This window comes from Aurantimicrobium sp. MWH-Uga1 (assembly GCF_003325955.1).
Classification (GTDB): Bacteria; Actinomycetota; Actinomycetes; order Actinomycetales; family Microbacteriaceae; genus Aurantimicrobium.
In genome coordinates this window covers 711,209-732,110 of record NZ_CP030929.1, presented here as the reverse complement: position 1 = coordinate 732,110, position 20,902 = coordinate 711,209, and the positions used below count along the sequence as shown (strand labels likewise).

Sequence of the window (20,902 nt, the reverse complement as noted above, 5' to 3'; positions counted from 1 at the left end):
TGATATCCAAAGACGGGTATCACTTTCCATTCACAACGGATCGTCCGGCACGTACCTGCCGGTGAAGGAGCAGTACTCATCATGGCTACAGTTACATTTGACAACGCCACTCGCCTCTACCCCGGGACGAACAAGCCCGCAGTAGACAAAATCAACCTCGAGGTTGCTGACGGCGAATTTCTCGTTCTCGTAGGCCCTTCCGGCTGCGGTAAGTCGACAACTTTGCGAATGCTCGCAGGCCTCGAAGAGGTTAACAGCGGTCGCATTCTCATTGGAGATCGTGACGTTACGGATATGCCTCCCAAAGACCGCGACATCGCTATGGTCTTTCAGAACTATGCCCTTTACCCTCACATGACAGTGGCAGAAAACATGGGTTTCGCACTCAAGATTGCTGGTGTTGGTAAGGAAGAACGAGCAGAACGCGTGCTCGAAGCTGCAAAACTTCTCGACCTCGAACAGTACCTCGACCGCAAGCCCAAGGCACTCTCCGGTGGACAGCGTCAGCGTGTTGCCATGGGCCGAGCAATCGTTCGGAAGCCTCAGGTTTTCCTCATGGACGAGCCTTTGTCCAACTTGGACGCGAAACTGCGTGTACAAACTCGTACTCAGATTTCCTCATTGCAGCGCCGCCTGGGCGTCACAACTGTGTACGTTACCCACGACCAAATTGAAGCGCTCACCATGGGTGACCGCATTGCTGTTCTCAAAGACGGTGTGCTTCAGCAGGTTGGTACCCCACGTGACCTTTACGAACGCCCGGCAAACAAGTTCGTTGCCGGCTTCATTGGATCCCCTGCAATGAACCTTCTGCCATCAACTATCGTCAGCGGCGGACTCGAGTTCGGAAACGCTACTGCAAAGGTAGATTCAGAAGTAACCAAGAAGGCTACCGGACCTGTCACCATTGGTATTCGCCCAGAAGACCTTATTGTTACTAAAGACAAAGGCCTCAAGGTCAGTGTGGACGTTGTTGAAGAACTTGGTGCAGATGGATATCTATATGGCCGTTCAACAATCAATGGTGAAGAACTCATGGTTACCGTCCGTGTAGACGGACGAGACCACCCTCTTCGCGGTGATGAAATCTTCGTTATGCCCGAAGAGAAGCACATTCACGTATTTGACGCTTCTTCTGGTGAGCGTCTCTCAGGTGCTGTAAAGCTATAAAACACATCACATTGTGATCCACTGTTGCCCGCGATCCGGATTTCGATCGCGGGCAACAATATTTCACCTGAGTAACAACAAGGACATTCAATGAGTGGGTCCCTCAACATCACGGCGTCAACGGTAGAGCCTAGTTTGCTCACCTTGCCGTGGAGTATTCCTTTAGAGATGTGGCCAGATGACACGATCACAGCTCTTCCCAAGGGTATTTCTCGGCATATCGTGCGCTTTGCTCAACTTGACGGTTACGTCATTGCCATCAAAGAAACCACTGACGAGATGGCCCAAAGCGAATATGAGATGTTACGGAATCTTCAGAAAATCGATGTTCCCTGCGTTGAACCGGTTGCTGTTGTTCAGGGGCGTAAAGATGATGAGGGCAATCCGCTAGCCGCCGCATTGGTCACGAGGCATCTCAAATTCTCAATGCCTTTTAGGGCTTTGTATTCAACTACGTTGCGCCCAGAAACGACCCAGCGTCTCGTTGACTCTCTTGCACTGCTTTTGGTTCGACTCCACAACGTTGGGTTTTTCTGGGGAGATGTTTCCTTGTCAAACACCCTATTTAGGCGCGATGCTGGATCGTTTGCAGCCTATCTAGTCGATGCGGAAACAGGTCGTTTGTATGACAACCTCACCCCGGGGCAAAGAAAACATGATCTCGAGATTGCTCGTGTAAATATTGCTGGCGAGTTGATGGACATTCAGGCTGGTGGGAAGCTAGATGCGTCAATTGATCCTGTCGCGACGAGCGAATCCATCATGGCCTCTTATGACACCTTGTGGCATGAGCTCAACGATCCTGAGTTATTGAAACAAAATGAACTGTGGCGAATTAACAAACGAGTTCAGAGACTCAATGAGCTCGGGTTCGATATTGAAGAGCTTTCTATCAAGACAGATGAAGATGGCACACACGTCAAGATTCAACCCAAGGTTGTTGACTCAGGCCACCATGCCAGACGCCTGCTCCGGTTGACGGGATTAGACACTGAAGAAAACCAAGCCCGAAGGTTACTCAACGATCTAGACGCGTACGCTGCAACAGTGAGCTTGCTTAATCTTGATGAAGAAGTAGTGGCACATTTATGGCTTACACGCGTTTTCGAACCTGTAATTAGAGCGGTACCAGAAAATTTAGACAGCAAACTAGAACCAGCCGAAGTTTTCCATCAGGTTCTCGAGCATCGGTGGTTCATGTCCCAAAAACAAGGACGAGATGTTCCACTCAACGAAGCTGTCCGTGACTACATCGATAATGTGTTGCAGTATCGCCGCGATGAGGAAGTCGTCATTAATCCGCCAACTGGGGCATTTACTGCGTCAATTGGCATCCACACCGACAGCATCGGTTTTGGGGCTGAGGATGGCCCTCCCCCGCCACGAGGAGCAGATGAGCCAGAAGTGGATTGGAGAGACCTCGTTTAGAGAACTTTCTTTACTACGGAGGATTTGAGATGCATTTGGCCAAAACCATCAACCTTGCAGTCGATGTCGTGGCCGTTCGCAGAGTCAGGAACTAATCGAATATTGCGTACCTTAGTTCCTACCTTGATGTCTTGGGGAAAGCCCTTAACCTTCAAACCCTTAATCACAGTGACTGTATCGCCATCTGAGAGAACATTTCCAACAGCGTCTTTGATTACTGCGGTATCTAAACTTTGATCCTCATCAGGGTTCCATTCGTGCGCACACTCAGGGCACACCAACAAAGCCCCCATTTCATAGGTGTATTCAGATGAACATGCAGGGCATGCAGGTAAAGCTTCAGACATGATTCTCCATCAGTATTAGAACAAGAAATCCCCGCCTGGGCGGGGATTCTGGTGGATCTGAGGGGACTCGAACCCCTGACCCCCTGCATGCCATGCAGGTGCGCTACCAGCTGCGCCACAGACCCTTGGTCTCTGAGCTACTGCTCAGTGACAACTTGTTTAGATTACTACACCTCAGAGGGGCGTGCTAATTTGAGCGGAATTGTCGGGCAGTCTTTCCACAAACGCTCGAGCCCGTAGTACATACGTTCTTCTTCATGGAAAACGTGAACCACAAGATCACCAAAGTCCAAAAGAATCCAACGTCCTTCTGCGCGGCCTTCGCGCCGGATGGTTTTGACGCCTGCTTCAATCATTTTGTCTTCAATCTCATTAGAGATTGCGATGACATTACGTTCGTTACGACCAGTAACGAGTAAGAAAATATCAACTAAAGGTAGAGGTTCGGAAATATCTAGTGCAACGAGATCTTCTCCGCCCTTGTCATCTGCAGCAGAAGCCGCAATTGCGAGCAGACGAAGAGCGTTTTCAGTAGCAGCCAATTAGAACAGTCCTAAGAAATAACCGGCAACGAATAAAGCCACCACTCCCACAGCCAAACCGGCAGCTGTTACAGAGAGGATGAAAGGAAGTCGTTCGTTCATACCCCGGGGCGTTGTGACGACTGTGTTGGAGATGTTGTAGGCGCTGACAGCAGATGCGGCACTAACTGGTGCCATTCCTTGCGTAGGTGCGGGTTGATCCTCTTCAGCAATGATGTCGACCTCAGAGGTGTCAATTGCTTCTAATGCACCTGTTTGAGACACAGAAGAGGGAATCAAAATTGATCCGGTGATGACAATTTCACCTGTAGGAACAATTGGCGCAATACTTCCAGTTGTTTCTGGAAGATTGGGCAAGATGAGCGTGTTGGGAATGACAGATATAGAACCAGTAGTTGCAGGAACGGCGCTGGCAAGATTGCCATTGTCGACACTAACTTCACCTGCTTCCACAACAGCTTCTGCCGCAGCAACTGCTTCTGCGATGGCAATAGCAGCAGTAGCCTCCGAGATTGTTTGAGGCTCCAGTTCAAATTCCAGATCATCATCGGCATCAACTGACTCATCCTCGAGTTCTTCGATTGGAAGATTCTCAACTCGTGATGCAGTTTCCGCAGGTTCAGTAAATGTAACTGCTGCTGCAGCTGCAGCAGCGGCCGCCGTCTCCGTCTGCTCTTCACGTTTCTTTTCATCAGTTCGCGCTTGTTCAGCACGGCGCTCAGCCTCGGCAGCCTCTTCAGCACGACGTTGAGCATCAGCATTCTCTGCTGCGACACGCTCAGCTTCGAGACGCTCTGCTTCTGCTCGGTCTGCAGCGAGATGTGCTTCAGTAACTCGCGCCTCTTCCTGTTCTAAAGCAATTAATGCCGCCGCAGTTGTAGCTGCAGCTTCTTCCGCTTCACGTTGCGCAGCTTCCTTAGCAGCGAGTTTTTCTGCCTTAACGGCAGCAGATTGGGCTTTCTTTTCTTTCCGAGCTAGTTTGCGTAGTTGACTCTTTGTAGGTCCTGATGCAACATTGTCCGTGTTTGTGGTGAGTAGAGAATCAAAGCCTGTAACAACTTCACCAGTGTGTTCTGAAACGGTTGCCAGAGTTTCTTCAACCGCAGTGAGGGAACCAGAATCTAGAGCCGGGGAAACCACGAGAGGTTCGATGGGACCGGTCTCTGCAGCTGTGACTGGAACTGAGATGGGCGGAACCGAAGATTGAGGTTGGACATCAACTTTTTCAACGGGAGGAATAATTGGTTCAGCAGGCCTACTTTGAATTGGATGTGCAACCGGAGGTGTGGAGACTACTTCCTCAGCACGTGATATCTCTGCTTCTACCTGCGCTTGAGCCTTGGCAGCTGCTGCTTCTTCGGGGGTAATGACGGGCATTTGGCCTGTTGCGGCGATGTATTCAACAACAGCAGTGTCCGGGTCAATCCCGCGTGCTTCTAGTTCTCGTCGGGCTTTACGAGAGAGGTCGCCGAATTCGTTAAGGACGATCTCGGGGGTGTCACCACTCACGTTGTTCTCCGATACAAATTCTTCATCTCGATGTAAGCAGCTACCCCTGCTGGAACAAGTCCCTCGAGCGAGTGACCTGCCATGATTCGTTCACGGCATTGCGTGGACGAGATGGGTAAAGCTGACATTTCTAGCAAGTTTACGCTGGGTGAAAGCTTTGTGGGGACTTCTACAGGTGTTCCGTGCCGTGACACGACAACTATTGTGGCCAACTGGGCTAATTGTTCGTAATTTTTCCAAGAAGTAATTCCAGAAAAGGCATCATCCCCGAGGATGAAAAAGAGTTCTGCGCCGGGGTATAACTTGGCAAGATCCGTAAGGGTATCGATGGTGTAGGTCGGACCTTCACGTTCAATGTCGACTCTACTGACGGACATGTGTTCCTGCCCAATGAGAGCGATTTCAACCATCTCAAAACGTTCCGCCGCGGGTGTCTGGACATTCTTTTGCCAAGGATCTCCTGCTGGAACAAACAGGACATGATCGAGCTGAAGTCGCACTAGAGCGTCCTGGGCAACGGCTAAATGGCCGTTTTGGGGCGGATCAAACGTTCCGCCAAAGACGCCAATTCGAGTGGTGTGACCGAGGACGGTCATGAAAACTTCTTTAGTGGTGGGCGCCGTGATCGGATGCCTCAGACCACTTTTGACGGTGACGCGCTGCCACGTTCTTGTAGCTGTAGGTAACTAAGCCAAGGAAAGTGAAGAAACCAGCTGCAATGATTCCAAAAGCGATTGCTGGAAGCACGAGCGGAAAGGTTTCGTGACCTTCGGTGTTGGCAAGAATCTCTACTGCATTCATCGTTTCTCCGTATAAGTGGTGATAAATAAAGTCTAGTGCCGAATTTGCCCTGAACCGCGGACAATCCACTTTGTTGAAGTAAGTTCGGGAAGACCCATAGGGCCACGGGCATGAAGTTTCTGAGTCGAAATACCCACCTCTGCACCAAAGCCAAATTCTCCGCCGTCCGTGAATCGTGTTGAAGCGTTCACCATTACTACAGCGGCATCTACCTCGGCTAAAAATCGTTCTGCTTGAGCAATATTGTTAGTGAGAATGGACTCTGTGTGTTTGGTTGAGTACTTTCTGATGTGCTCGAGCGCTTCACTTAGGCCAGTGACGACTTTAACTGACATCTCGAGGGACATGTGTTCAGTAGCAAAGTCTTCATCAGTAGCAGGCCCCAGACTGGAACAGAGAGATTGCGCTGAAGTATCGCCCTTGAGCGTTACACCAGCGGCTTCAAGCCGAGAAACAATGCGTGGAAGCAATTCAGGAGCAATATGTTCATCGATGAGAAGTGTTTCCAAAGAGTTGCACACACTTGGACGTTGCACTTTGGCGTTATGCACGATCTCCACAGCCTGATCGAAATCTGCTGACTCTTCGACATAGATATGCACCACCCCAGCTCCTGTTTCAATTACAGGAACCTTGGATTCTTGAACCACAGCATTGATGAGGTTGGCGCTTCCGCGAGGAATAAGCACATCCACGAAACCGCGGGCAGCCATGAGTTGCGTCGCACCCTCACGACCGAGCTCGTCAATTGTTTGTATTGATGCTTGTGGTATCCCAGCAGACTTCAGTGCCGACTGCATGAGCGCGACGGTAACTGTATTTGTTCCTTCTGCCGCAGTGCCACCTCGTAACACGGCAGCATTGCCACTTTTGAGGCATAACGCGGCAATATCGACCGTGACATTGGGTCGTGCTTCATAGATTGCACCAATGACGCCAAAGGGCACCCTCACCTGAGAAAGATGAATACCGTTAGGCATATCATTTCCGCGAACAACTACCCCGACTGGGTCAGGAAGCGAAATGACGTCACGAACAGCTTGCGCTAGGGAAGTTAACCGCTCTGGGGTGAAACGAAGTCGATCGAGCATGCCTGTGGACATACCGCTTGCCTCCGCCTTGTCCATGTCCATGGTATTCGCCTCAAGAATAAGTCCATGGTTAGCATCGATGGCGTCTGCGATTGCCTCGAGCGCGGTGTTCTTCTGCGCAGTGCTCAGTGTTCCTAGGACGCGTGACGCTTTTTGAGCAGCCTCAAGCTTGATGAGGAGTTCACGACTGAGATGCGTATTCAAAGCGGACATATCCCCATGTTATCGAGCTCAGCAATGAACAATTCAGCTTGCAGCTTCGAACCAAGTTCCTACGTTCTCTCCACGCAATGCAGAAGAAACGAGTGCAGCATCCGTGATGAGCACAGACGTTCCAGATTGAGCAGCTAATTGTGCAGCAGCAGCCTTCGTTCCTGCGCCCACTACCAACGCCAGCGGAGCCAACAGTTCCAAACACAACATGGTCAAGAAGATGACCAAAAAGGTACGATTTCGATACGTTCTGCACCGGGCTCATGAGGAGGTTTGGTGTAAATGCCATCAACGTCAGATAACAAAACAAGCACATCTGCCTGGACAAGCTGTGCAACAAGAGATGCAAGGTGGTCGTTGTCACCGAAACGAATTTCTTGGGTGGCAACAGTGTCATTCTCATTCACGATGGGAAGCACACGCAGTTCGAGCAATTTCTCCATCGCCAAAGCAGCGTTGGAAACGTGTTGAGTCGTTTTCGAAATCGCCTGATGTGAGCAATACCTGTCCTGCAACAATGTTGAAATTGTCCAAAAGCTCTTGGTATCGAACCATAAGCCTGCTTTGACCAACAGCAGCTGCAGCCTGCAGAGTTGGAAGATCTGTAGGTCGTGAAGTCAGATTAATGTATGGAAAACCGGTTGCCATCGCACCTGAGGAAACAAGAACAACCTCGGTTCCTCGACTGTGCATTTCTGCCAGTGCGTCCACAACAATCTTGATTTGATGTACATTTGCACCACTAATCGAGGATGAACCGACCTTGACCACTACACGATGTGCACGAGCAATGTCTTCGCGTGTACTAACTCTCATCTGCGATCTCTTCATCTACTTGCCAAATACCTGCATCACGTTCCCGGACGAGCTCGTCACGGGCTTCTTGTTTCGCATCCATCAGGTCGTAATAAGAATCACGGCGTTCTTTATTGGTTCGGCGATTGTTTTGGTTCAATCTCTCGTCTGTTTCCACGAGGTCCTGTCATGAGTTCTGCCGCAGAAGTCATTGTGGGCTCCCAGTCAAAGACCAATCCGTTGCCTTCACCAATAATGACTGTTGAACCGGCAACAGCACCTTTCTTGAACAACATCTCTTCAACACCAAGCTTCGCTAAACGGTCTGCTAGGTAACCGACTGCCTCTTCGTTATTGAAGTCGGTTTGTTCGACCCAGCGCTCAGGTTTAGCTCCCAGGACGCGGTAAATATTCCCGTTAGACCCACCTTCGACGCGGATGTCGAAACCTTGATCATCTACTGCACGAGGTCGAAGCATAATCACAGGAACAACCTCATTATCAGCAGCTTGCTTACGTCCTTCTTCAACTACCTCGGCAAGAGCGAATGACAACTGGCGAAGTCCCTCATGCGAAACCGCAGAAATCTCAAATACTCGATATCCCCGTTCTTCTAGGAACGGCCTGACCAAATCAGCAAGATCTTTAGCGTCAGGAACATCAACCTTATTCAGAGCAATCAACTGAGGTCGTTCCAGTAATGGAATTTGGTCAGCAGGAACAGGATAAGCGGCAAGTTCCGCCAGAATCACATCAAGGTCAGTGAGCGGGTCCCGACCTGGTTCAAGAGTTGCACAGTCGATCACATGAAGAAGAGCAGTACACCGCTCGACGTGTCGAAGAAACTCCAATCCAAGACCTTTACCCTCTGATGCACCTTCAATCAGACCAGGAACATCAGCGATGGTATAGCGGACGTCTCCAGCTTGAACTACACCCAAATTGGGGTGCAGTGTGGTGAAAGGATAATCAGCAATCTTGGGTCGTGCAGCTGATAGAGCAGCAATAAGAGAGGATTTCCCTGCAGAGGGATACCCCACGAGAGCAACATCAGCCAAGGTCTTGAGTTCAAGGATGATGTCGCCTTCAAATCCCATGGTTCCGAGCAGTGCGAAACCAGGAGCCTTGCGTTTGGTTGATGCTAAAGCAGCGTTGCCTAGACCTCCCTGACCTCCAGGGGCAATCACCACTTTCATACCCGGAACATTCATATCAGTAATGAGAGTTCCCTCTGCGTCCTTGACCACAGTTCCTACAGGAACAGATAAAACAAGATCTTCACCTTTAAAACCTTGACGGTGGTCGCCCATACCGGGCCACCGTGTTGACTTTTGATGTGGGGTGAACGATGGAAGCTCAGCAGTGTTGTTACCTGAGGATCGGAGTAAAGGACAATATCTCCCCCATCTCCACCATTTCCGCCGTCAGGACCAGCAAGAGGTTTGAACTTTTCCCGCTTAACCGAGACCACAACCATTTCCACCGTGACCAGCTTTGAGGTGCAAGGTGACGTTGTCAACGAATGTTGCCATCAGCTGCTCCTCATCTGTTGAAGTGAAAATATGTGAAATAAGAAAAGGCGAGCTAAAAGCTCGCCCTTCCTCTAAAGCTGTATGTGCTGGTGTTAGACAGTCACAATGTTGACGACCTTGCGGCCACCCTTGTTCCCGAACTCAACAGCACCTGCTGCGAGGGCGAAGAGAGTGTCATCGCCACCACGTCCGACGTTCACACCGGGGTGGAAGTGAGTACCGCGCTGGCGAACGATGATTTCGCCGGCAAGGACCTTCTGACCACCGAAGCGCTTCACACCGAGGCGCTGTGCGTTGGAGTCACGACCGTTGCGAGTGGAGCTCGCACCCTTTTTATGTGCCATCTGAGTCTCTCCTAGCCTTACTTGATGCCGGTGATCTGAACGCGAGTGAGCTCCTGACGGTGGCCCTGACGCTTCTTATAACCGGTCTTGTTCTTGTACTTCTGGATGATAATTTTGGGACCACGAAGGTCGTGAGGACTGTAGCTGTGACCTTAACCTTGGCGAGTGAAGCCTGGTCTGCGGTGATCTTGTCGCCGTCAACGAGGAGAACTGCGGGCAGTTCGATGGTACCGGACTTATCTGCCTGCACGCGGTCCATTGTGACGATGGTGCCGACTTCAAACCTTTTCCTGGCGACCGCCGGAGCGCACTACTGCGTAAACCACTTTGCTACCTAATTTCTAAAGCTAACGAATTATTTCTGCGAAGGTTTCGGGCAAACTGACAACTATTCACAGAAGACTGGGGCACAAAGTTCTGAGTGGAACTGGCACCAAGGTTCAAGAATAGCCATTTATGGCACGTGGGTCAAACCAACAAGGCCGCACGCGCCATAGGAATTACTCCCCTCCAGCCTCACTGTTGTCGACAGCTGGGAAATACTGCTCTGTGGTTGAGATTGTTGCTGTGGAAACTCGACGTGAACGACCTCGTCCATGTCCAGCCGCACTGGGTTCCGGCAAGGCTTCGAGGACGTTTTCGAGGATGTTTTCAACCTTTTCAGCTGAGACTCGGGGCTTGCGGCCGCGATCTGATTTCACAACAGGAATGTCAAGAATTTCGACAACCTCACTTGTTGTGTCTTCGTCAACGTGGTCGTCAGTGTTGTGCCCGAGCCGTACTAGCCGCAATTTGAGCAAGTGCGTTCTTGGCACCTTCGGGAATGGGGTGTGCCACAACAGCTGTAGATGCGGGCTTGTCGCTGTTACGACCCTTACTTCGCTTGCGAGGTTCAGCCGCGTTAGATTCACCATTGTTTCCCGGACGTGTAACAGGTTCATGGTGAACAATGACACCTCGGCCAGCACATACTTGGCAGGCTTCTGAGAATGTTTCAAGCAGACCTAAACCAAGCTTTTTACGAGTCATTTGAACAAGACCGAGTGAGGTCACTTCAGCAACTTGGTGCTTTGTACGGTCTCGAGACAAGCATTCAATCAAAACGACGGTGAACAAGATCTCTGTTGGATTCCAGAACCATGTCAATAAAGTCGACAACAATAATTCCGCCGATATCACGTAAGCGAAGTTGGCGAACTATTTCTTCGGCTGCCTCAAGGTTGTTTTTCGTGACTGTTTCTTCCAGGTTTCCGCCAGAACCAACAAACTTTCCTGTGTTGACGTCGACGACTGTCATCGCTTCAGTTCTGTCAATGACTAGCGAACCACCAGAAGGAAGCCAGACTTTACGATCGAGTGCCTTCTCAATTTGTTCAGTGATTCGATATTCATCGAATGCATCACGATCACCTTCATAGGCTGAAATTCGCTCGAGAAGCTCAGGAGCTACCTGGTTGAGATAGCTCTCAATTGTGGCCTTAGCCATATCTCCTTGAATAATCATGCGCTGGAAGTCTTCGTTGAAGACATCACGGACAATTTTGATCAGGAGGTCTGATTCACTGTGCAAAATTGCAGGAGCGTTGTCTGTTTCAGCCTTACGAGAAATCTCTTCCCACTGCTGAGTTAATCGCTGTACATCAACAGTGAGCTGCTCTTCAGTGGCACCTTCAGCTGCGGTACGGACAATGACACCCACATTTTCAGGAAGAACCTCTTTGAGGATGCGCTTGAGGCGTGTGCGTTCAGTGTCAGGAAGTTTGCGACTGATTCCATTCATTGATCCGTTAGGAACGTACACAAGGTAACGACCTGGGAGAGAAACCTGAGAGGTCAGGCGTGCACCCTTTTGGCCAACTGGATCCTTGGTTACTTGAACGAGAACTTTATCTCCAGGCTTAAGTGCATTCTCGATCTTGCGAGGTTGATTGCCGGTTTCAACCGAATCCCAGTCAACTTCGCCCGAGTAAAGAACAGCGTTTCGTCCACGGCCGATATCAACGAATGCTGCTTCCATGGATGGTAATACGTTTTGCACCTTACCGAGGTAGACATTGCCAATCAGGCTAGCCTCAGAGGCTCGAGCAACGTAGTGCTCAACAAGAACATTGTCTTCAAGTACACCAATCTGTACGCGATCTTCGCGCTCGCGAACAATCATGGAGCGGTCTACTGCCTCACGGCGTGCAAGAAATTCACTTTCAGTTACAACCGTTCGGCGACGCCCAGCATCGCGACATCACGGCGACGCTGCTTTTTTGCTTCTAAACGTGTTGAACCTTTGATTCGCTGTGGCTCAGTAATGACCTCTGGTGCGCGGGGAGTACGAATGCGAACAATCGTGTTTGCGGGGTCGTCTTGTCCCACGCGGTCTTCACCTTGACGGCGACGCGCTCGTCGACGCAGGGTTGAACTTCCTTCTTCAGCTTCATTGTCCTGGTTTTGGCCGAAAGCACCACGCTCGTTGCGTCCTTGACGGTTGCGTCGATCCTCGAAACGCTCACGACCGTCACGGCTGGGAATGCGGTTTTCTGAACCTGGAAGATTCGGCGCAAAGAAGAAAATATCTGTGACGTCCTGAGCAACGAATGTAGGGTAATCGACTGGTGTTGGCGCTACTGCTTCCACCGAAGTCTCCACTATTGCTTCCGAGATCACGTCAGAGGCAACCTCAATGTCGGCTGCGTCGATTTGTGCCTGAGCAACAATTTCAGCCGCTGTTTCTTCAGCTTGATCGACTATCTTTTCAGCAATTTGAACGGCATCAGAAATGATGAGGTTTTCCGCTTCTACAGCTTCAGCAAGAACCTCAGTGACAACCTCTAAGGTCACGTTCTCTTCGTTGTCGGTGTTTTTCACCATCAGCGGTGTACTTCCCATTACCCCCTGCTGTCACCGCGCCAGCTGGAGCAACTATTCCCTTGTGACAGAAACTCAAGGCTTCTGTTCTATAAATCTTTTTTAGTCTTCCCACAACTTCCGGCCCGTGTGGCTCTGGAACTATGGCGGGTGATCGCGGTGATCTCCCTACGCACAATCACATTGTGCAAAGTCTGTTTGTCACGTCGCGCGAGACCACATGTCTTCGCACTAATTCAATTATGGCAGGTTTCCACACATAAGTGTGGCTCTCAGCTGAATCCCGGACGATTCTCGAGATAATGAACGAGTGAGTATTACAAGTGAACCGGGCACCCGCTTGAGAGGTTTGCCCATTTTTCTTATTCTTTCTGGGCTTGTTGGCCTTACGGCTGCTTTTGCACTGACCTTAGAAAAAATTCATAAGCTCACTAACCCTGATGAAGCAGCGTCATGTGACTTCAGTGTCATCGTGCAATGTGGCAAAAATCTTGGTTCCTGGCAGGGGTCTCTCTTTGGTTTCCCCAACCCCCTCATAGGATTAATGGCCTGGTCAGTTGTGATCACTATTGGGGTAGGGATACTTGCCGGTGCTCGTTATTCAAATTGGTTCTGGCGTGCGTTCGTAATTGGAACTGCAGGAGCTTTTGCTTTTGTAATTTGGCTGTTCAGTCAATCTGTTTTTGTACTCGGCACTTTGTGCCCCTGGTGCATGGTGACGTGGTTTGCCACAATTCCACTTTTTTGGGTTGCAACGTTCTGGACGATGAAAAACGGTGTGTGGGGTTCCAAAGCAATCAACCTTGGTGAAAAACTCCTGAGTTGGGTTGCCATCATTACACTTGCGTCCTACCTCATCGAAGCTGTTGTTGCGCAACTCGTTCTGAATTGGGTCGGTACGCTATAGAAATGCCTGCTGCGGAATCTGTCTCTGTTTCCGACAAGCTCGATCCACGCCACAAGGTCATCCTTGGAGTGTTGATGGTGTCGACCTTTGTCGTGTTTTTGAATGAGACGGCACTGGGTGTAGCTCTACCCCAGATAATGGAGCAGCTACAGATTCAACCAAGCACTGGGCAATGGCTCAACACTGCTTACATGCTCACTATGGCTGTGATTATTCCCACCACAGGGTTCTTATTACAGCGATTTAGCACGCGGAACATGTACATGTCGGCCATGCTGTTCTTCACCACCGGGACTCTTGTTGCCGCGTTGTCTCAAAGTTTCTTGCAGCTATTGTGCGGACGTATCCTGCAAGCAAGCGGAACAGCCATCATGTTGCCACTGCTGATGACTACGGTTATGCAACTTGTTCCTGAACACCTTCGAGGACGTATCAATGGAAATATTTCTTTGGTTCTCTCTGCGGCACCTGCTTTAGGTCCAGCCTTTTCTGGGATTGTCTTGAACTTTCTCGACTGGCGTTGGTTGTTTTGGATCATGCTGCCCATCGGCATTACCACACTCGTCATTGGCTCTTTACGAATTACCAACTCTCAAGAAACACGGAAGATCCCCATTGACACTCTCTCCGTTGTCCTGAGTGCATTTGCGTTCTCTGGCTTGATTTATGGTTTGAGCTCATTCGCCGACTCGGCCCGCGGAACAGCAGTTGTTTCACCCTGGTTGCCTCTCGGCGTAGGTGCGATTCTGTTCTCACTGTTCCTCATTCGCCAGACCAGATTGCAGAAGACGGATTCAGCTTTGCTCGATTTGAGGACTTTTCGTTCTCGTTCATTTTCTGAAGCCATGATTCTGATGGCAATCGGCATGCTTATTTTGTTCGGAGCAGGAATCCTAATTCCGATTTATATGCAAAATGTTCTCGGTGTTGAACCCTTGATCACTGGGTTGATGATGCTTCCTGGTGGGTTGATTATGGGTTTGTTAGGACCAACCGTTGGACGCATCTATGACAAGCATGGCCCCAGAAAACTTCTCTTACCGGGAGCAATGACAGTCAGTGTTGCCTTCTGGTCAATGGTGACATTCACAACATCCACCACCGTGTGGATGGTGTTTATCAGCTACACCGTGCTGAGCATCGGACTTGCATTCTTGTTCACACCACTCTTTGCATTGTCTTTAAGCTCTGTACCACCGAAGCTCTACAGTTATGCAAGCGCCACTATTGGCACACTTCAGCAATTAGCAGGAGCTGCTGGAACCGCACTATTCATCACCGTCATGACGCTGATTTCAGTTAATCTTGCTCAGACAGGAAGTTCAGAAGTTGAGGCGCTCAGCGCAGGAATCACTACAGCATTCCTTATCGGCGCAATCTCATCACTAGGACTCATTGCTGTTGCAGCAATTTTGAAGCGGCCTGCAACCGCTGAAGAAATCGCTGTAGAACTCAAGCCTTAACAACTGTGACCCCCGCACTGGCGAGGGTCACGAGGTCTGATTTAGCTAAACCAGAGAGCTAATTCACGTGCTGCAGACTCTGGTGAGTCCGAACCGTGAACAAGGTTCTGTTGAACGGCAAGACCCCAGTCACGGCCAAGGTCCCCGCGAATAGTGCCCGGGGCAGCAGTCGTAGGATCTGTCGTTCCTGCGAGAGAACGGAAGCCTTCGATAACTCGGTTACCTGCAAGTCGAATGGCAACGACTGGGCCAGACTCCATAAAGCTCACCAGAGGTTCATAAAATGGCTTACCCACATGCTCTTCGTAGTGTTTGCCGAGTAATTCGCGGTCAGCTTGAACCATCCGAATATCAACAAGCGCATAGCCCTTGGCTTCAATCCGGCGCAAGATTTCCCCGGTTAATCCACGCGCGACTCCATCTGGCTTAATCAGGACGAGTGTTTCTTCAATTGCGGTCATGAGTTTCCTTTACTTTGAGAATCAAGTTTTGCACCTGTCGTCATGGCGAAGGTCCAGATACCGGCGAAGACAGCACCGATCAAAAACAACATCGTGACAAGGAATCCTGAAGCAACAAGAATCACTTGAACAATCCAGCCGAGGAAGAATGCCCACTTGTACCTCATCATCAGGGCGATGGTGATGACCATCAGCAGACATAGAGCTGCTCCCCCACCCAAAGCCAATACAGGAGGTAAAGCGCCTAAGCCAAAAATGGTCAATGCTGCCAGTGCCACAACAATCAATTCAAAGCCAAGAACTACTTGTCCGAGAGAGGTCTGTGCTGACCTTCTGCGTGGAGGGGTGCTCATAATGTCCATCCTTGTGTTTCAACTGCCAAGCCAATGGTTAATCCCACAAGAGTTATTGAGCCTGTGACGACAACGGCGCCCTTCTCTGAATTCGCGGCATATCCTCTTGCCATTGCTAAGGCAACGACAGGATCTTCCTCGATGACGACTTTGTCGTCACCGGCAAGATCAGCCACGAGGAAACCAAGATCACGAGCAGAACGTGTTCGCTCAGAAGGTGCTGTTGTCACAATGAATCGTGTTGCAATTGGCGCAAGTGCCTGAACAATTCCCTGAGCATCCTTATCTTCGAAAATGGCAAGCACAATCGTGAGGTCATCGAAGGTGAAATAGTTGCCAAGTGCTGCTGCAAGTGAGAGCGCTCCGTGGGGATTATGTGCCGCATCAACTAACACGGTCGGATCTGCGGCGACAAGTTGGAGACGCCCTGGGGAGGAGACTGTGGCAAATGCTTCGTCGAGTACTTCTTGTTCTAGTTGTTGAGAAGCGCCACCTAAAAAAGCCTCGACTGCAGCGATAGCTAAAGCGGCGTTATCTGCCTGATGATCTCCATACAACGCAAGGAATATGTCCTCGTAACGCCCAGCTGCTCCTTGAATGGTGACCAGTTGTCCCCCCACCGCTACAGCGCGTGAAACAACAGCAATCGGGTTTCCCACTTCAGGCTCTGTGGTTGTCGAGACAAATGTGAGTGTCGATTCAGTGAGGTCAGCTGCTTCTTCGAGGACCGCACGAACCTCAGGAACCTGTGCAGCAGAGACCACCATTGATGCCGGCTTAATAATTCCAGATTTTGTGCGCGCGATTGTCTCAACATCTCTACCCAAGCGTTCCATATGATCGAGTGCAATTGGAGTGAAAACAGCAACAACTCCATCTGCAACATTGGTGGAGTCCCATTCACCGCCGAGGCCCGCTTCCACGATGGCGACATCTACAGGGGCATCAGCGAAAGTACCGTACGCGAGAATCGTCATCACTTCAAAGAAGGTCAGGCGAGGCTCGCCTTTCGCTTCCAGTTCTGCATCAACGAGTTCGACATAAGGCTTCACGTCAAGCCAGTTTGTGACCAAGACATCGTCTCTAACAGGCACTCCGTTGAGCAGTATTCGTTCGTTGAACGAAACAAGGTGGGGTGAGGTGAAGACTCCAGTGGAGAGACCATAGGCGCGCAGTATTGCCTCAATTAAACGAGCGGTGGTTGTCTTGCCGTTCGTTCCTGCAATGTGAATGATGGGGTATGCGCGGTGGACATCTCCGAGTAGTTCAACAACGCGTCGTGTGGGCTCAAGCCTGGGCTGAGGCATTCCTTCGCCCAAACGTGCCTGAAGCTCGGTGTAGACCAAAGTGGCAGCTCGTGCATACTCATCCAACTCGGCTGGATCTAAACCGTCATAGTCATCATCAGATGAGAAATCTCCGTTGGAAAAGCCTCCGGGAGTCAGGTCATCACTAGACATTGAGTACTCGATTCACACGCGAAACAGCCACTACAAAGCTACCCTCATTCGCGTATTGTCCGGCGGGGAACACCGCATAATGTTCTGGAGTGTGTGAAAGCATCCCTGGTAGCCACTCAGCTGGAGATACTTTTTCCAACTGTGCAAGTTCACTGTGGAATATAGGATCATGAACACCAAATTCGGTGGCAAGAGTATCTGCAGCGATATTGGCATCCGTCGTCAACTTGAGTGCCTGGGCATCAGCTTCAGCAAAGCAAAATACGTTCAAAAGAATTCTGTCTGAAACCTCAAATCCTGCAGCTTTTCGGGTGTCTTGAACTGCACGAATCACATCACGCGCTAAACCTTCTGCTTCAAGTTCAGAGGTGGTGACTGTATCGAGTAAGACAAAGCCACCTGCAGGTAACAACGCCAGGGCTCGAGCACCATCAGCGCCTTCACCGGTTTCTAAAGTGAGCTCATACTCACCCTCGACGAGTTCAACACCCCCGGCTGAGACAACGCCATCTGTTTCTGACCAATCCCCTGCCTTGGCGGCCTGAATGATGTGCTGAACTTGCTTACCTAGGCGAGGACCTGCAGCACGTGCGTTGACACTGAGTTTGGAAGTGATCCCGTATTGCGCAGCGGAACCTTCTGTTAATGGAACCAAAGTAACCTGCTTGACGTTAAGTTCATCTCGCAAGATATCGCTAAATTCCCCAAGAGCTTGTGCATGCTCCGAAACAACGGTGAGATCCGCTAGCGGGAGTCGAACACGCAAGCCAACCTTCTTTCGCAGAGCAAGAGAAGAGGACGTGATTTCTCGAACAGCATCCATGGAAGCAACGAGCGATTCATCTGCTGGGAATAGTCCAGCGTCTGGCCAGTTTTCCAAATGAACCGAACGTCCACCTGTCAGACCTTGCCAAATATTTTCAGTAATGAGCGGAAGCATCGGAGCGGCTACTCGGCAGAGAGTTTCGAGCACGGTGTACAGCGTGTCGAATGCTTCACGCGCACTCTCTCCTCCAGTCCAGAAACGATCTCGGGAACGTCTCACGTACCAGTTAGTCAACACGTCAGCAAAGTTGCGAAGTGCTTCTGCAGCGTTCGTAGAATCCAAACTGTCCAAATGACCTTGAACCTCACGAATGAGATCGCCTGTCTTAGCAAGGAGATATCGGTCGAGCACATTGGTACTGTCTGTGCGCCAGGTGGCTTCATAGTTGTCAGCGTTGGCATACAAACTGAAGAAGTAATAGCTATTCCACAGAGGCAATAACAACTGACGGACGCCCTCGCGAATTCCTTCCTCGGTCACGATGAGATTACCGCCACGCAGAACTGGAGAGCTCATCAAGAACCAGCGCATGGCATCTGAGCCATCGCGGTCAAAGACCTCAGAAACGTCAGGATAGTTCCTCAGCGACTTAGACATTTTTTGACCATCACTACCGAGCACAATTCCGTGAGAGACAACGTTCTTGAATGCAGGGCGATCAAAGAGTGCGGTAGCCAAAATGTGTAATGTGTAGAACCAGCCACGAGTTTGACCGATGTACTCCACGATGAAATCAGCCGGGTTGTGGCTGTCAAACCATTCCTGGTTGTCAAACGGATAATGCACCTGAGCAAAAGGCATCGAACCAGAGTCGAACCAGACATCAAGGACATCTTCAATACGACGCATTGTGGATTGGCCAGTTGGGTCATCAGGATTCGGCCTGGTCAACTCATCAATGAAAGGTCGGTGTAAATCAGTGGGACGTACACCAAAGTCGGCTTCGATTTCATCGAGAGATCCGTACACGTCAATGCGAGGGTATTCGGGGTTGTCTGACTTCCACACAGGAATGGGCGATCCCCAATAGCGGTTTCGTGAAATAGACCAGTCGCGAGCGTTAGCGATCCACTTTCCAAATTGTCCGTCTTTGACGTTCTCAGGAACCCAATTGATGTCTTGGTTGAGTTCTTCCATCCGATCTCGGAATGAGGTGACAGAAACGAACCAGGAAGAAACCGCACGATAAATCAAAGGCTGACGGCAACGCCAACAGTGTGGGTAGCTGTGCTCATAGGAAGCCACACGCAAGAGTCGGCCTTGTTCGCGCAGCAGTGTCGTCAGCGGCTTGTTTGCTTCAAAAACCTGCATGCCCGCAACCTCTGCGAAACGAGAGAGGAACTTTCCTCCATCATCAACAGAAACGCGCACACCAATGCCTGCGGTTTCACAGACCTTTTGGTCCTCTTCACCATAGGCAGGTGCTTGGTGAACAACACCAGTACCGTCTGCAGTGGTGACATAGTCTGCGACAAGGATTTTCCAGGCGTTTGCCTGATATTCCTCATCATCTGCGTAGTAATCCCAGAGACGGTCATAGGTCACACCATCAAGATCCTGGCCCACGATATGAGACTTCACTGCTTCGTGGGCGGATGCCGCATCCTCATAGCCCAAATCCTTGGCATAGTTGCCTAACAGATCCTCTGCGATCAGATAGTCCGCTTCACAGCATGCAGCACCATCAGCTGCACCATTGGGCCCAGCTGGAACAATCGCGTAGCGAATGGTTGGCCCAACAGCTAGTGCCGCATTTGTTGGAAGCGTCCAGGGTGTGGTCGTCCATGCGAGGGCTCGAACCCCAGCAAGTCCTAAAGCAGTTGCCTTGTCACCGGTGAGAGGGAAAGTAACTGTGACCGACTGGTCTTGACGCATCTTGTAGACGTCATCGTCCATACGCAACTCGTGGTTTGACAGCGGAGTCTCGTCATTCCAGCAATATGGAAGAACCCGGAAACCTTCATAAGCCAGGCCCTTGTCATAGAGACGCTTGAACGCCCAAATCACGGACTCCATGAAGGAAATATCAAGAGTCTTGTAGTCGTTCTCAAAATCAACCCAGCGAGCCTGGCGTGTAACGTACTGTTCCCATTCGCCGGTGTAGCGAAGAACTGAGGAGCGAGCTTCTGCGTTGAATGCAGCAATGCCCATCTGTTCGATTTCTTCTTTCTTGGTAATGCCTAATTGACGCATAGCTTCCAGTTCGGCGGGAAGACCATGTGTATCCCAGCCGAAGCGGCGATCCACCTTCTTGCCACGCATGGTCTGGTAGCGAGGGAACAGATCCTTGGCGTATCCGGTGAGAAGATGCCCGTAGTGTGGAAGACCATTAGCAAAGGGAGGACCGTCATAGAAGACCCACTCGTCACCATCGGCACGCTGTTCGATGGATGCCTTAAATGTGTCGTCTTTCTCCCAGAAAGCGAGAATCTGTTCCTCGATGGCAGGAAAAGATGGCGAAGGAACGATCTCGGTCTGCTGTCCGAATGCATTACGGCGGGGATACGTCACTCTGGGCTCCAGTTGTTGAGTAAAACACTGTGCCAGGACGAAATTTCTTCCGCGGTACCACCTGAGCTTGTGAGAAAAATCTCACCTCTTATTCGTGAGCAATAACGGGCTCGTCCCGTTCGGTTCTACTAAGTCCTAAGACTGTTCTTCCGAAAACTCCCCGGTGATGGCCGGATCGATGTCGTTAGATACCATTCTAAGGCCTTTAGTAAGCTAGAAACATCACCATTTGAGGCATCAAGTAGGCAGACATCCTGTTTTTCTACATTGACGCGATGCCGCCCATAGAG

The 20,902-nt window shown here is 50.4% G+C and carries 15 protein-coding genes, 1 tRNA gene and 4 pseudogenes; 4 read left to right on the top strand and 16 right to left on the bottom strand.

Translation table 11 applies throughout. The annotated features are described in order from the left end of the window. Nucleotides 1-81: 81 nt before the first annotated feature. On the top strand, nt 82-1,170 hold the full coding sequence (locus tag AURUGA1_RS03680) for an ABC transporter ATP-binding protein (RefSeq protein WP_114128921.1): 1,089 nt from the start codon (nt 82-84) through the stop codon (nt 1,168-1,170). 90 nt (nt 1,171-1,260) lie between these two features. Then, nucleotides 1,261-2,598, top strand: coding sequence for a DUF4032 domain-containing protein (locus AURUGA1_RS03675; RefSeq protein WP_114128920.1), 1,338 nt, complete (start codon nt 1,261-1,263; stop codon nt 2,596-2,598). On the opposite strand, the gene AURUGA1_RS03670 is transcribed toward AURUGA1_RS03675, so the two are convergent. The 12 genes and pseudogenes from AURUGA1_RS03670 to AURUGA1_RS03615 form a co-directional block, all read right to left on the bottom strand. Then, the gene (locus AURUGA1_RS03670; RefSeq protein WP_114128919.1) at nt 2,595-2,945 is read right to left on the bottom strand and encodes a zinc ribbon domain-containing protein YjdM; all 351 of its coding nucleotides are present in this window, start codon (nt 2,943-2,945) and stop codon (nt 2,595-2,597) included. The genes AURUGA1_RS03675 and AURUGA1_RS03670 overlap by 4 nt on opposite strands. 49 nt (nt 2,946-2,994) lie before the next feature. After that, a tRNA-Ala gene (locus tag AURUGA1_RS03665) sits at nt 2,995-3,070 on the bottom strand. Nucleotides 3,071-3,112: 42 nt separating this feature from the next. Next, nucleotides 3,113-3,487: a ribosome silencing factor gene (rsfS, locus tag AURUGA1_RS03660; RefSeq protein ID WP_114128918.1), complete on the bottom strand. Its 375-nt coding sequence runs from the start codon at nt 3,485-3,487 to the stop codon at nt 3,113-3,115. Next, nucleotides 3,488-4,996, bottom strand: coding sequence for a hypothetical protein (locus AURUGA1_RS03655; RefSeq protein WP_114128917.1), 1,509 nt, complete (start codon nt 4,994-4,996; stop codon nt 3,488-3,490). Further along, the gene (gene nadD, locus AURUGA1_RS03650) at nt 4,993-5,592 is read right to left on the bottom strand and encodes a nicotinate-nucleotide adenylyltransferase (protein WP_114128916.1); all 600 of its coding nucleotides are present in this window, start codon (nt 5,590-5,592) and stop codon (nt 4,993-4,995) included. The genes AURUGA1_RS03655 and nadD overlap by 4 nt, the downstream gene beginning before the upstream one ends. Nucleotides 5,593-5,602: 10 nt before the next feature. Next, entirely contained in the window at nt 5,603-5,797 is a 195-nt protein-coding gene (locus AURUGA1_RS03645) for a hypothetical protein (RefSeq protein ID WP_096381295.1), read from the bottom strand. Nucleotides 5,798-5,829: 32 nt separating this feature from the next. Then, entirely contained in the window at nt 5,830-7,101 is a 1,272-nt protein-coding gene (locus tag AURUGA1_RS03640; RefSeq protein ID WP_114128915.1) for a glutamate-5-semialdehyde dehydrogenase, read from the bottom strand. 33 nt (nt 7,102-7,134) lie between these two features. After that, nucleotides 7,135-7,917 (bottom strand): annotated as a pseudogene (proB, locus tag AURUGA1_RS03635) (glutamate 5-kinase). Further along, nucleotides 7,907-9,428 (bottom strand): annotated as a pseudogene (gene obgE / locus AURUGA1_RS03630) (GTPase ObgE). Before obgE ends, proB begins: the two co-directional pseudogenes overlap by 11 nt. Nucleotides 9,429-9,520: 92 nt before the next feature. Beyond that, entirely contained in the window at nt 9,521-9,772 is a 252-nt protein-coding gene (gene rpmA / locus AURUGA1_RS03625; RefSeq protein WP_096381303.1) for a 50S ribosomal protein L27, read from the bottom strand. 17 nt (nt 9,773-9,789) lie between these two features. Then, nucleotides 9,790-10,098: pseudogene (rplU, locus tag AURUGA1_RS03620) on the bottom strand (50S ribosomal protein L21). A gap of 174 nt (nt 10,099-10,272) precedes the next feature. After that, nucleotides 10,273-12,652: pseudogene (locus AURUGA1_RS03615) on the bottom strand (Rne/Rng family ribonuclease). Between the two features lie 289 nt (nt 12,653-12,941). Between AURUGA1_RS03615 and AURUGA1_RS03610 the strand changes: the two are divergent. Then, on the top strand, nt 12,942-13,538 hold the full coding sequence (locus AURUGA1_RS03610) for a vitamin K epoxide reductase family protein (RefSeq protein WP_240187395.1): 597 nt from the start codon (nt 12,942-12,944) through the stop codon (nt 13,536-13,538). A gap of 2 nt (nt 13,539-13,540) precedes the next feature. Further along, on the top strand, nt 13,541-15,001 hold the full coding sequence (locus AURUGA1_RS03605) for a DHA2 family efflux MFS transporter permease subunit (RefSeq protein ID WP_114128914.1): 1,461 nt from the start codon (nt 13,541-13,543) through the stop codon (nt 14,999-15,001). Nucleotides 15,002-15,042: 41 nt separating this feature from the next. Here the strand turns inward: AURUGA1_RS03605 and ndk are convergent, their stop codons facing one another. The 4 genes from ndk to ileS are packed head-to-tail and all read right to left on the bottom strand — an operon-like array spanning nt 15,043 to nt 20,612. After that, the gene (ndk, locus tag AURUGA1_RS03600; RefSeq protein ID WP_114128913.1) at nt 15,043-15,462 is read right to left on the bottom strand and encodes a nucleoside-diphosphate kinase; all 420 of its coding nucleotides are present in this window, start codon (nt 15,460-15,462) and stop codon (nt 15,043-15,045) included. After that, complete coding sequence (locus tag AURUGA1_RS03595; protein ID WP_162784050.1) at nt 15,459-15,815, bottom strand: DUF4233 domain-containing protein; 357 nt, start codon at nt 15,813-15,815, stop codon at nt 15,459-15,461. Before AURUGA1_RS03595 ends, ndk begins: the two co-directional genes overlap by 4 nt. Continuing rightward, nucleotides 15,812-17,275: a folylpolyglutamate synthase/dihydrofolate synthase family protein gene (locus AURUGA1_RS03590; protein WP_114128911.1), complete on the bottom strand. Its 1,464-nt coding sequence runs from the start codon at nt 17,273-17,275 to the stop codon at nt 15,812-15,814. The genes AURUGA1_RS03595 and AURUGA1_RS03590 overlap by 4 nt, the downstream gene beginning before the upstream one ends. Continuing rightward, nucleotides 17,268-20,612, bottom strand: a complete 3,345-nt coding sequence (gene ileS, locus AURUGA1_RS03585) for an isoleucine--tRNA ligase (protein ID WP_114128910.1) — start codon at nt 20,610-20,612, stop codon at nt 17,268-17,270. The genes AURUGA1_RS03590 and ileS overlap by 8 nt, the downstream gene beginning before the upstream one ends. Nucleotides 20,613-20,902 lie beyond the last annotated feature (290 nt).